This is a genomic window from Thiovibrio sp. JS02 (assembly GCF_053485635.1).
On record NZ_CM130715.1, the window covers coordinates 1,086,173 to 1,098,542 of the forward strand.

The following is a 12,370-nucleotide window of genomic DNA, read 5'->3' on the forward strand; positions in this document are numbered from 1 at the left end:
CCGAGATTCCCCGTGACCAGCCCCCCGGAAAAACTCAGCATCGGCTTTTCTCCCTGCCCCAACGACACCTTTATCTTCCATGCCCTGATGCATGGCGAGACCGGCCTGACGTGGCCGGTCTTTGCCCCTGAAATTCTCGCCGACGTGGAAACCTTGAACGAGTGGGCCCTGGAGGGACGGCTGGATGTGAGCAAAATCTCCTTTCATGCCCTGGGGCATGTGCTTGACCGCTATGTGCTGCTCACCGCCGGCAGCGCCCTGGGACGTGGTTGCGGGCCGCTGCTGGTCTCCGGCCGTGGTTACGGCAGGGGGGAGGAACTTGGTGGGCTGAAGATCGCCATCCCCGGCCGTTATACCACGGCGGCATTGCTTCTGCGGATGTATGCCGGAGAGCCTCTTGAGACCACGGTGATGCGTTTCGACCGGATCATGCCCGCCATTGCCGCCGGTGTGGTGGATGCCGGGGTGATCATCCACGAGAGCCGCTTTACCTTTCAGGAACATGGTCTGCATCTCCTTCAGGATCTCGGGGTCTGGTGGGAGGAGGCGACCGGTCTTCCCATTCCCCTGGGCGGCATTGTCGCCAAGCGTTCATTGGGGAGCGAAAGGATCAGGGCCATTGACGCCTGCCTTCGGGCAAGCGTCAGGGCCGCTTTTGCCAGGCCGGAGCGCGGCATGCCCTACATCCGCCAACACGCCCAGGAGCTTGATGAGCAGGTTATCCGGGCCCATATCGGCCTTTATGTAAATCCCTTTTCCCTTGCTCTCGGGGAGGAGGGGCTGGCCGCGGTGCGGCAATTTCTGGCGAGAGGAAGGCAGGCTGCCCTCCTGCCCGACGATTTCAAGGATTTCCCCCTGAGCTGCGACGAGTTGTAGTCTCCTTGCCTGCAATGCGGCCCGGCCTGCCCGGGCTTTGGCTCGCTCTTTCCCGCCCTGGGCGAGAAACCTACTTGACAAGATATATATTCATAATATATTCCAGAGTTCCCTGTTTTTTTGAGGCTCGTCCTTCTTGATCTAGGCCGGTCTTCTTACTGGTAATCAATGCATACGTTTTAGATAGATTCGAGTTGAATTTAACGGTAAGGAATACAGTATGAAACTCACAGGTGCGCAGGCATTTATAAAATGTCTGGAAGAACATGGCGTGGAGGTTATCTTCGGGTATCCGGGCGGAGCAATCATCGATATTTACGATGAGTTGATGCAGAACGACAAAATCAAGCACGTTCTGACCCGTCACGAGCAGGCCGCGGTGCATGCCGCCGATGCCTATGGCAGGGTCAAGGGGGAAGTCGGCGTTGCCCTGGTGACCTCCGGCCCCGGCGCGACCAATGCGGTAACCGGCATTGCTTCCGCGTATATGGATTCCATTCCCATGGTGGTTTTTACCGGCCAGGTTCCCACCAAGCTGATCGGCAACGATGCCTTTCAGGAGGTGGACATCGTAGGCATCACCCGCCCCGTGACCAAACATAATTATCTGGTGAAGGATGCGGGCGAACTGGTGGCGGTCATCCGCGAGGCTTTCCACCTGGCCCGTACCGGCCGACCGGGTCCGGTTCTCGTCGATCTGCCCAAGGATGTCCTTGCCACGCGGATTGATTATCCCGAGGCGAAGCCCATCAAGATGCGTACCTACAAGCCGACCTACGAGCCGCATCCCGGTCAGATCGAAAAGGCCTGCCGGGCGATCCTGAAGGCGAAAAAGCCGGTCATCTATGCCGGCGGGGGCGTGATCCTCTCCAACGCCAACGAGGAGCTCACCGAACTCGCCAGAAAGCTTGATGCGCCGGTTACCATGACCCTCATGGGCCTGGGCGGTTTTCCGGGTACCGATGCTCTTTCCATGGGCATGCTCGGCATGCATGGCACCTATTTCGCAAACATGGCGGTGGCCAATTGCGATCTTCTGATCGCGGTGGGCGCCCGCTTTGACGACCGCGTTACCGGCCGGGTCGATGCCTTTGCCCCCCATGCGGAAATCATCCATATTGACATCGATCCCTCCTCCATCAGCAAGAACGTCAGGGTGGACATCCCCATTGTCGCCGATTGCAAGCATGCCCTCACCGCCATGAATGCCTGGTTCAACCGCTGCGAGGAGTTTAATGCCAAGGATGCCGCCGCGCAGCATAAGGCCTGGCACGAGCAGATCAAGGAATGGAAGAGCAAGCATCCCCTGGGATATGTCGAGGAAACCGGCGTTATCAAGCCTCAGTTCGTTATCCAGAAGCTTCATGAGCTGACCGGGGGGGATGCCATTATCACCACCGAGGTCGGCCAGAACCAGATGTGGGCTGCCCAGTTCTACCATTTCAACAAGCCGCGGCACTTCATGACCTCCGGCGGTCTGGGCGTGATGGGCTATGGGTTTCCCGCCGCCATTGGCGCGCAGATGGCGGCGCCCGGCAAGGTTGTCATCGACATTGCCGGTGACGGCAGCATCCAGATGAACATCCAGGAGCTGGCCACGGCCAGGCAGGAGCGGTTGCCGGTCAAGGTCGCCATCCTGAACAACGGCTACCTCGGCATGGTCCGGCAGTGGCAGGAGCTTTTCTACAACAAGAAATACTCCCAGACCGTCATGGAGGTTGCCCCTGATTTCGTCAAGGTTGCCGAGGCCTATGGCGCGGTCGGCCTGCGGGCGACCACGCCCAGCGAGGTGGAGCCTGTCATCAAAGAGGCATTACGAATCGACAACACGGTCTTCATGGACTTTGTCATTGCCCGGGAGGAAGGTGTGTATCCCATGGTTCCCGCTGGTAAGGCCACAACAGAGATGCTGTTGGTTTAAATTAGAACTTCGAGAAAGAGTAGGTTAACGCGATGAAACATACCATTTCTGTCCTGTTGCAAAACAAGCCCGGCGTGCTGTCCCGGGTTACCGGCCTTTTCAGTGGACGCGGCTTCAATATCGAGAGCCTGTCCGTCGCCCAGACCCTTGATCCTGAGGTTTCCTGCATGACCCTGGTGACCTCGGGCGACGACATGATCATAGAGCAGATCACCAAGCAGCTCCATAAGCTCATCGACGTCATCAAGGTCACCGACATGTGTGAGCATGAATACGTCGAGCGGGAAATGGCCCTGATCCGGGTGAAGGCCGAGGCGCATACCAGGGCCGAGGTGCTCAGGATCATCGACATTTTCCGCGGCAAGGTCATTGATGTCGGCCCGAAAAGTTATATCGTCGAGGTTACCGGCAAGGCGAGCAAACTGCAGGCTGTGATCGACATCCTGCGGCCCATCGGCATCCAGGAGATTGTCCGCTCCGGCGCCATCGCCATGACCAGGGCGAAAAAGTCGTAACGATCGCCTTTTTTTCAACGTTTTGCATGTGAATGAACTGACAGGCTGCCCGCCCCAATCCGGGCCGGCAGCCTGTCAGTTCATTTTTATATGGGCTCCGGATAACCCGGGCCTTCAAGTTCGCAACCCTCAGTGACGGGGAAGATATGAAAAGACCGCAAGTGCCGGTGGCCCTGGAAGGATATCCGTTCATCGGTTTTACGGCGTTGACGACGCTTGTTCTTGCCGTGCTTGGTCATGATTTGAGTGCTCTTTTCGCCCTTGCGCTGACGGGCTTTGTCCTTTACTTTTTCCGGGATCCGGAACGGATATTCCCCGAGGATGAGGATGTTCTCGTCTCGCCGGCGGATGGGAAAATAATTCTCATCGAGAAGGTTTTTGACGACAAGTTCGTGAAGGAGCATGTCTATAAGGTGAGCATCTTCATGAACGTCTTTAATGTGCATGTGAACCGGGCTCCCTACTCGGGCACCGTGACAAAGGTGCAGTATTTCCCTGGCCAGTTTTTTTCCGCCAATACCGAACGGGGTGCTCTTGAGAACGAGTCCTGCGCCCTGACCATCGAAACCAGGAACAACCGGAAAATGGCGGTGGTGCAGGTGGCCGGGCTCATTGCCCGTCGCATCGTCTGTTGGGCCGGCAAGGGGGATACCCTGGTGCGCGGGGAACGGTTTGGCCTGATCCGCTTCGGCTCCCGGGTTGACCTCTATCTGCCCCAGCAGGTGCAGCTCGAGGTCGCGGTCGGGCAGAAGGTGAAGGCCGGGGAGACCGTGCTCGGGTATCTGGCCTGAGTAGCCCGTGATAGTGCTTTATAAAAGAGGGCTTTTCCTCTAAAATGAAGCGTCCAACAAATTGTGCCGTGTTCACTGTTGTGTGGTAACGAGGAGAACCGTATGACAAAGCATCATAAGAACAAAAACGCAAGTCCCAACAAAAAAGGCAGGATTTCGCTGCTGCCGAGCATCCTCACCACCGCCAGCCTTTTCAGCGGCTTTTACGCCATTGTCTCCGCGATCAACGGTCAGTATCTCCATGCCGCGGTCGCCATCATTGTTTCCGGGGTATTTGACGGACTCGACGGGCGGGTTGCCCGGCTGACCGGCACCACCAGCAAATTCGGCATGGAGTATGACTCGCTCTGCGATCTGGTCGCCTTTGGCGTGGCTCCGGCCATCCTTGCCTATGAATGGGTGCTGCGGCCCTATGGCCGCTACGGCTGGCTGGCCGCCTTTCTCTACGTGGCCACCACGGCCCTGCGGCTTGCCCGCTTTAACACCCAGGACACCGGTTCGGCAAAAAACGAATTTACCGGCCTGCCTTGTCCGGCGGCGGGCGGCATGATCGCGACCTCCGTGATGTTTTGCGGGTTTTTCGATATTACCGGTTCCGTGAAGAGTATCGTCATGCTGGTGGCGGTCTACAGCCTTTCCTATCTCATGGTCAGTTCCGTCAAGTACCTGAGCTTCAAGCACCCGGAAACCGATCGGGCAAAGAAGTTTCAGGTTCTGGTCGGGCTTGTGCTGCTCATCATGGTCCTTGCCACCGAACCCCAGGTTACCCTCTTCGTCCTCGGCGCCACCTATGTTCTATCCGGACCGCTTGCGGCGGTGTATCATTTGCTGGTAAGGGACAAAAAAGTGGTTGAAGAGGAACAGGAAGACATGGTCTAGCCGTGTCCGCCCGGTCGCCAGGGTGGTTGGGCGCGGCTTTGGCCGTAAGGAGCGATAACGATGTCTGAAAAAATAGTCATCTTTGATACGACGCTGCGTGACGGGGAACAATCCCCCGGCGCCAGCATGAATATGCAGGAAAAGTACCGCCTGGCCCAGCAGCTGGTCAAGCTGAAGGTTGATGTCATAGAGGCGGGCTTTCCGGTTGCCTCGCCCGGTGATTTCGAGTGCGTGAAGAACATTGCCGAAAATATCAGGGGCGCCCAGATTGCCGGCCTTGCCCGCTGTAATGTCAAGGATATCGACACCGCCTGGCAGGCACTCAAGGGCGGGGAAAACCCGCGAATCCATACCTTTCTCGCCACTTCGGACATCCACCTGAAGCATAAGCTGAAGATGAACCGGGATCAGGTTCTGGAGCTGGCCGTTGCTTCCGTGCGGCATGCCGCCGGGTATACGAGCAACGTGGAGTTTTCGGCGGAAGATGCCTCGCGCAGCGATCTCGATTTTGTCTGCAAGGTCTTTGCCGCAGTCATTGAGGCGGGCGCCACCACCCTGAATTTCCCCGACACCACCGGCTATGCGCTGCCCGACGAATTCGGGCGGCAAATCAGCTATCTGATCGCCAATATCCCCAATATTCACAAGGCGGTATTGAGCGTGCACTGCCACAACGATCTGGGGCTGGCCGTGGCCAACTCCCTGGCCGCGGTGAACAGCGGGGCCAGGCAGGTGGAGAGCACCATCAACGGCCTCGGCGAACGGGCCGGCAACACGGCCATGGAAGAGTTTGTCATGGCGATTCGCACCCGGGGGGAACGGCTGCCTTTTTACACCGACATCGTCACCGAGCACATCTACCCGACCAGTCGTCTGGTGAGCACCATAACCGGCATGTCGGTGCAGCCCAACAAGGCCATTGTCGGCGCCAACGCCTTTGCCCATGAGTCCGGCATCCATCAGGACGGGGTGCTCAAGGAGCGCACCACCTATGAGATCATGAATCCGGCCGACGTGGGGATCTCTACTGGCAACATCGTGCTGGGCAAGCACTCCGGTCGCCATGCCCTCAAGGATCGTATCGCCGCCATGGGGTACAGCCTCAAGGAAGACGAGTTGAATCGGGTTTTCGCCCGCTTCAAGGAGGTTGCCGATGTAAAGAAGGAGATGTTTGACGAGGATCTGGAAGCGATCCTCATGGACGAGGTGCTGCGGATCACCGAGGCCTTCTCCCTGCAGCATCTCTGCGTGATGAGCGGCAGCAAGACCCTGCCCACCGCAGCGGTCAAACTGCTCATCGACGGCAAGGAGGTGGAAAAGGCCACCATCGGCATCGGTCCCATCGACGCCACCTTTCGCGCCATTGCCGAGCTGACCGGCACCAGGAGCAAACTCCTCTACTTTTCGGTAAGCTCCATCACCGGCGGCACCGATGCCCAGGGCGAGGTGCTGGTGCGCATCGAGGACGGGGGCAAGGTTGTGGTCGGCCAGGGCGCGGACCCGGATATCATCACCGCCGCTGCCAAGGCGTATCTCAATGGCTTGAACCGGCTGATGTTTTTGAAGAGAGAAAGCATGAGGCAGGGAGACTGAAACGCGCCTGTTTCGCGTGTCGCGTTTTTTCTGCTGATATTTATGAAATTGCCGGGCCTTGGGCCCGGCTTCTGAATTGAAGGATCTATGCAAATGAGTGCTGCGAACAGGAAGTTTAATGTAGCTGTTGCCGGAGCCACCGGTGCCGTGGGTGGCGCAATGCTTGACGTGTTGGCCAGAAAGGATTTCCCCCTGGGCGAGTTGCGCCTTCTCGCCTCGGAACGTTCCGTGGGCAAGAAGCTTGCCTTCCAGGGCCGGGAGATCGCGGTGCAGCAGTTGACCAAGGATGCCTTCAGCGGCATTGATATCGCCCTTTTTTCCGCCGGCGCCTCCCGCTCCCTGGAGTTCGCCCCGGCCGCCGCCGCCGCCGGCGCCGTGGTCGTGGACAATTCCAGCGCTTACCGTATGGACCCTGAGATTCCCCTGGTGGTTCCCGAGGTGAATCCCCATGCCATTGCCCAGTACAAGAAGCGGGGGATCATCGCCAATCCCAACTGCTCCACCATCCAGATGCTGGTGGCCTTGAAACCCATCCATGACAAGGTGCGCATCAAGCGCATCGTGGTTTCCACCTATCAGGCCGTCTCCGGCACCGGCGCCAAGGCCATTGAGGAGCTGGAAAAGCAGGTGCGCGACTATGTGGCCGGCAAGCCCATCGAGAAAAAGGTCTATCCCCACCAGATCGCCTTCAACTGCCTGCCGCAGATCGACAGCTTCCTTGATAACGGCTATACGAAGGAAGAGATGAAGATGGTCAACGAGACCCGCAAGATGTTTGAGGATCCGACCATCGGCGTCACCGCCACCACCGTGCGGGTTCCGGTATTTTACGGCCACTCCGAGGCGGTGAACATTGAAACCGAAAAGAAGATCTCCGCCGCCGAGGTGAAGGCGCTTCTGAAAGACGCCCCGGGTGTGAAGCTGGTGGACGAACCCACCTTGAGTCAGTATCCCATGGCCATTGACTGCGCCGGCAGGTTTGAAACCCTGGTCGGTCGCATCCGCGAGGATGAGTCCATCGCCAACGGCATCAACCTCTGGGTGGTGGCGGACAACATCCTGAAGGGCGCCGCCCTGAACGCCGTGCAGATCGCGGAAGTGCTCATCAAGGATTACCTGTAATCGGTTGTCGGTGAGCCGGCGGTGGCTGGTGGCTGAAAACGGTCGGGACGGATTTTTTTTAGCATTCCGCTACGGCGCGACCTCCACCGTGGCGACGTTATCGGGCACAGATCCCTTGGGTCTGTGCCTTTTTCCCTTTGGCTGGGAGACCATTATCATTGCGGATTATCGCGGGAAGCGCCAGGGGGCGGAAGCTGCAGGCGCCGGGAGACCGGTTCGGCAAGCTGATCCGCCCCACCTCGGACAGAGCCCGCGAGGCCCTTTTCAGCATCCTCGGCAGCCGGGTTGTGGGCGCCAAGGTACTGGATCTTTTCGCCGGCACCGGGGCTCTTGGCCTGGAGGCCTTGAGCCGTGGGGCAAGTCAGGCGGTTTTTGTCGATGGCCATCGGGAGGTGGTCGGGTTGATCGGCAAAAATATCGCTCTCTGCGGTTTTAGCGAGCGCGCGCTTGTGCTGCGGCGCGATTTGCGCAAGGGGCTTGCCTTCCTTGCCCTCGGCCTTGCCCCGGCAGGATTTGATCTGGTTTTTCTCGACCCGCCTTACGGCAAAAAACTTGGCCATGAGCTTCTGGCCGCTCTCTCGGGCGGGGAGCACCTCGCCGCCGAGGCAATCGTGGTTGTCGAGGACGGCGCGGGCGAACAATACCCTGACCAGGCAGGCTCTTTGTGCTGCTATGACCGGCGGCGTTACGGCGAGGCCTGTTTTTGGCTCTACCGCACCCAGGAGGCGGAGATCAGTGAGTAACTACGAACCGTTTGTTTCGGAAAAAACAACCGATTCAATCGCCGTTTATCCCGGCACCTTTGATCCCATCACCAACGGGCATCTCGATATCATCCACCGGGGCCTCAATCTTTTTGACCGCATCATCATTGCCATAGCCAGCAATCCCAGCAAAACCCCTCTTTTCACCCTGGAAGAGCGGCGGGCCATGATCCGCGACTGCTTCCCCTCCGACGAGACCCGCGTCAGCGTGGAAGATGTCTCCGGGCTCCTGGTGGATTTTGCCTACAAACGCGGGGCCAAGGCCATAATCAGGGGCTTGAGGGCGGTTTCGGATTTTGATTATGAGTTTCAGCTGGCCCTGATGAATCGTCGGATCGAGCGTGAGGTGGAAACGGTTTTTCTGATGACCGGGTTCCGCTGGATCTTCATCAGCTCAAGCATCATCAAGGACGCCGCCCGGCATGGCGGCGATGTGAGCGGCCTGGTTCCGGACCATGTCTGTGAAATGTTGCGTGCGCGGTATCTGACCCCGTAGCCAGGCGGTTCCGACTGGGTTCGCCCCTGTTTTGCCCGAAGAGAATTTACTTGCCGCGGTCATTTTTCGTCCCGCGTCCTTTTTCCGCGAATCTTTTGATTTTCCCTGACGGACCTGTTACTCTTCCCCTCGCTTTGGCCGCCAGGTGCTGGCCCTGCCGTTTTTAAAAACCATTGCCCTTGCCGGTGACAGCATGACGGAACGTAATGAGAACAATGGGGTAAGCAGACGTTTTGTCCTAGCCGAGTCCTGGACATGGCTGCGCTGGTTTGCCTGGGCGACGCTCATCTATCCCGTCTATCGGTTTCTTGCCTACCGGACTCCCAAGCAGCCCCGCTACGTCAAGGTCGACAAGGTGGTTCCCACGGGCGGGTTCGCTCTGGAGCATGATTTCATTCTCTTTGTGGATGAGACCGGCCCATGGGCTGTTTCCCGAAAATGCACCCACCTGGGCTGCCGGCTCAATTATCAGGACAAGGAAGGGATTCTGCTCTGCCCCTGTCATCAGAGCCGCTTCAGCAAGACCGGCGAACGGATCAGCGGTCCGGCCCGGAAAAATCTGCCTCGCTTTGCCGTGGCCAAACGGCAGGAAGGCAATGTTGACAAAGGCTACATCGTAACCCTTTGACAGCCCGTTGAAAAACGGGCCGTCAAAGGCAGAGGATGTGTCGGCGAATGTTGCCGGCACTGAAAGAGCCGGGAAATTCGTGAGGTCGGCCAAAGCCTTTTTGGGCCGGCCGGCAGTTGAGAAAGCCAGGGATGGTTTCAGCAACGGACTGTTGGATCACGGGAACGCATGGATATCCGCAATTTCATCACTGAAACCAGATGGGGGGCAAAGAGTCTTGTCGCTCTGTATGTTTCGGTATTGTCCGGCGTGGTCGTTGCCCTGCAGTATGATCCGGCCACTCCCTTTTTTTCCACCAGCACCCTGGAGGTGCTGGTGCCGTTCGGCCGCTTCTGGCGGGCATGCCATTTCTATTCAAGTCAGCTTTTTTTCCTCTGCCTTGTCCTGCATGTTTTCGCTGTCGTTCTGGCAAAGCAGGACGCCGGTTTGAAGCGGGCAAGATGGCTGCTGCTGATCGGTTCTCTGCCGCTGTCACTCTTGCTCCTGTTCAGCGGCTATGTTCTGCGTGCCGACGCCACCGGGGAGGCGGCCGGCGTTATTGCCGAGAATATCACCCTTGCCATTCCCTATCTGGGCAATCTTTTCAATTCACTTCTTTTCGCCATCGATGCCGAGGGGATGAAGCGGGTCTACGCCAATCATCTCATCGGCCTGGGGGTCTTCTGGGGGATCTGTTGCTGGGATCATCTGCGCCGTTACCGGGTGCGCATGCGGTCCCATGGGCTTTGGATCGCGGCCATGATTTTTTTCAGTTTTCTGGTGGCTGCCCCCATGGAGCCGGCCCGCCTCGGCGTCTTCCACATCCAGGGGCCTTGGTTTTTCCTGGGGTTGCAGGAACTGCTGCGCTATATTCAACCGTTCTGGGCAGGGGTGGTTTTTCCCTCTCTGCTCATCGCGGCCCTGGCGGCGGTGGTGATCCCGTCCTGGCGCGGGCGGGCACTGTTGGTCGTCTCGGGCTGGTGCGGTCTGTATCTGATTCTCTCCGTCATCAGCGCCATGCGCTGAGAGGAGGAGGGGCAACGCTCTTTCAGGGCATCAGGGCAACGGCAGGCTGACGCGGAAACGTACGCCCTGTGGAGCGAGAGGGGTGTAGTCGATCCGGCCGCCATGGCTTTCCACGATTTGACGGACTATGGCAAGGCCAAGACCAGTGCCGTTTTCCCTGGTGGTGAAGAATGGGGCGAAGATCTTTTCCCGGATGGCATCCGGGATGCCGTGGCCATTGTCTTCAACCTGCAGAATGATCGCCTCTTCGCCATGCACAGCACCGGGCATGCTTTTCTCCTCGGCCCGAATCACGATTCTGCCGGCCGTGGTTCTCCGGCAGGCGTTGGCGCTGTTGGTGAGGAGGTTGAGGAGAACCTGCCTTACCAGCTGAGGGTCTGCCCAGCATTCGAGGCTTGCGGGGATATCGACAAAAACGGTGAGATCCTCATTCCAGGCCGGGTTCTGGCTTAAGGTTTCCATGGCCTCATTGGCCAGGTCCCGCAAGGAAAACCATTCCTTTTCCGGGATCACCGGTTTTGAAAAGAGGAGAAATTCGTGAATGGTTTCCTCAAGTCTGTCGCATTCGCGGATGATGATGTTGAAAAGACGCCGGTTTGCTGATAGTTCGTTAAAGTCCTTTTCAAGAAGCTGCGCAGCCCCCGAGATCGCGGCCAGGGGATTTCTGAGTTCGTGGGCGATCCCGGCCGCCATTTCGCCGATGGTGGCCATTTTCGCCGATTGCTGCACCTTGGCTTCCATTTTCTTTATCTGACTCAGATCCTGCAGGGTATAGACCTTGCAATCATCGCAATCGTCCGGAGTGTTGAGCTTTGCCCAGGAATAGCCCACCGGAATGGTTTCGCCGTCTTTTTTCGTCAGCATCGCCATGGGCCGGGAATTTTCCTGCGGTGATTGGGTAAGGTCCGGAAACCGTACGGAAATATCCTCGCCTATTGCCTCGCCGGCGGAATAGCCGGTGATCACTTCCGCGGCGTGGTTGAAGGAGGTGATGCGGTTGTTCGCTCCGATTGTGATGATGCCGGTGTTGATATCGTCAAAAATCTGTTTGTAGAGAAAGGAAAGACGGTCGTAATCAGAGGCGGTCTGGAAGAGTTGCGCCTCGGCTTTTTGCAGGCGGGCGGAGAGCATGGTGCTCAGGATGGCGACCAGGAAAAAGGTGAGCCCGTGAATGGCGAAATAGTGGAGGACAACCTGCATGTTGAGCAGGGGGGTGGCTTCTGGTGGCAGGTATCTGGGGACAAGGCCGTGATACTCGACAAGCAGGAGTCCGCCGTAGGTAAGGGTGGTGATTACGGCAAAGAGCATGCCGCCCTGCCGGAACAGCATGAAGGCGCCCATGACAATGGGGAAGAAGTAGACCACGCTGAAGACGGATTGGCTGCCGCCGGTAAAAAAGACCAGCAGGGTGACCAGCAGGGTGTCGACCAGGATCTGCAGGTAGCCGAACCGGCTGTAGCAGGAAATTTTTCTGAGAAGCAGGGCTGAAGCGATGGTGAACAGATAGAGGCCGGCAATGAAATAGGTTATGTAATGGATGGCCGGCAGCAGTATCGCGGACCCTTCCGACTGGAGAAGGACGCTGGAGCCAAGCATGAGGGAGAGAAAGAGAACCCTGAGAAAGAGCAGCCATTGGATCTGCTTTTTCAGATGATCGTTGGCTGCCGGGCTGCCGGTGCGGGGACAAAGAGATTTCAGCACTTCAGTGCCCGTGCGGGATGGAGTCAGGGGGATAGCCGGCCTGAGCGAAGCCGGAACGGAGATGCATTGGGCAGAAGGC

At 58.1% G+C, this 12,370-nt stretch carries 12 protein-coding genes; 11 read left to right on the forward strand and 1 reads right to left on the reverse strand.

Going from position 1 to position 12,370, the window contains the following annotated elements; genetic code table 11:
- The first annotated feature begins 12 nt into the window (after nt 1-12).
- The 11 genes from ACUUL3_RS05215 (at nt 13) to ACUUL3_RS05265 (ending at nt 10,590) form a co-directional block, all read left to right on the forward strand.
- Nucleotides 13-876 carry a 1,4-dihydroxy-6-naphthoate synthase gene (locus ACUUL3_RS05215; protein WP_448555235.1) on the forward strand — a complete coding sequence of 288 codons (864 nt, stop codon included), beginning with the start codon at nt 13-15 and terminating at the stop codon, nt 874-876.
- Nucleotides 877-1,096: 220 nt separating this feature from the next.
- A complete protein-coding gene (ilvB, locus tag ACUUL3_RS05220; RefSeq protein ID WP_448555237.1) occupies nt 1,097-2,797 on the forward strand; it encodes a biosynthetic-type acetolactate synthase large subunit in 1,701 nt (566 codons plus the stop codon).
- A gap of 32 nt (nt 2,798-2,829) precedes the next feature.
- Nucleotides 2,830-3,312, forward strand: coding sequence for an acetolactate synthase small subunit (gene ilvN / locus ACUUL3_RS05225; RefSeq protein WP_448555239.1), 483 nt, complete (start codon nt 2,830-2,832; stop codon nt 3,310-3,312).
- A gap of 146 nt (nt 3,313-3,458) precedes the next feature.
- Nucleotides 3,459-4,103 carry a phosphatidylserine decarboxylase family protein gene (locus ACUUL3_RS05230; protein ID WP_448555241.1) on the forward strand — a complete coding sequence of 215 codons (645 nt, stop codon included), beginning with the start codon at nt 3,459-3,461 and terminating at the stop codon, nt 4,101-4,103.
- Between the two features lie 102 nt (nt 4,104-4,205).
- Complete coding sequence (gene pssA / locus ACUUL3_RS05235; RefSeq protein ID WP_448555243.1) at nt 4,206-4,982, forward strand: CDP-diacylglycerol--serine O-phosphatidyltransferase; 777 nt, start codon at nt 4,206-4,208, stop codon at nt 4,980-4,982.
- A 60-nt stretch (nt 4,983-5,042) separates the two neighbouring features.
- Nucleotides 5,043-6,575: a 2-isopropylmalate synthase gene (locus tag ACUUL3_RS05240; RefSeq protein ID WP_448555245.1), complete on the forward strand. Its 1,533-nt coding sequence runs from the start codon at nt 5,043-5,045 to the stop codon at nt 6,573-6,575.
- A 93-nt stretch (nt 6,576-6,668) separates the two neighbouring features.
- On the forward strand, nt 6,669-7,697 hold the full coding sequence (locus tag ACUUL3_RS05245) for an aspartate-semialdehyde dehydrogenase (RefSeq protein WP_448555246.1): 1,029 nt from the start codon (nt 6,669-6,671) through the stop codon (nt 7,695-7,697).
- A 158-nt stretch (nt 7,698-7,855) separates the two neighbouring features.
- The gene (gene rsmD / locus ACUUL3_RS05250; protein ID WP_448555248.1) at nt 7,856-8,440 is read left to right on the forward strand and encodes a 16S rRNA (guanine(966)-N(2))-methyltransferase RsmD; all 585 of its coding nucleotides are present in this window, start codon (nt 7,856-7,858) and stop codon (nt 8,438-8,440) included.
- Nucleotides 8,433-8,957, forward strand: a complete 525-nt coding sequence (gene coaD / locus ACUUL3_RS05255) for a pantetheine-phosphate adenylyltransferase (protein WP_448555250.1) — start codon at nt 8,433-8,435, stop codon at nt 8,955-8,957. The genes rsmD and coaD overlap by 8 nt, the downstream gene beginning before the upstream one ends.
- A gap of 193 nt (nt 8,958-9,150) precedes the next feature.
- A complete protein-coding gene (locus ACUUL3_RS05260) occupies nt 9,151-9,585 on the forward strand; it encodes a QcrA and Rieske domain-containing protein (protein ID WP_448555252.1) in 435 nt (144 codons plus the stop codon).
- A gap of 168 nt (nt 9,586-9,753) precedes the next feature.
- Nucleotides 9,754-10,590 (forward strand): cytochrome b N-terminal domain-containing protein, encoded by an 837-nt coding sequence (locus ACUUL3_RS05265; protein WP_448555254.1) that lies wholly within the window; start codon nt 9,754-9,756, stop codon nt 10,588-10,590.
- Between the two features lie 30 nt (nt 10,591-10,620).
- On the opposite strand, the gene ACUUL3_RS05270 is transcribed toward ACUUL3_RS05265, so the two are convergent.
- The gene (locus ACUUL3_RS05270; RefSeq protein WP_448555256.1) at nt 10,621-12,291 is read right to left on the reverse strand and encodes a two-component system sensor histidine kinase NtrB; all 1,671 of its coding nucleotides are present in this window, start codon (nt 12,289-12,291) and stop codon (nt 10,621-10,623) included.
- Nucleotides 12,292-12,370 lie beyond the last annotated feature (79 nt).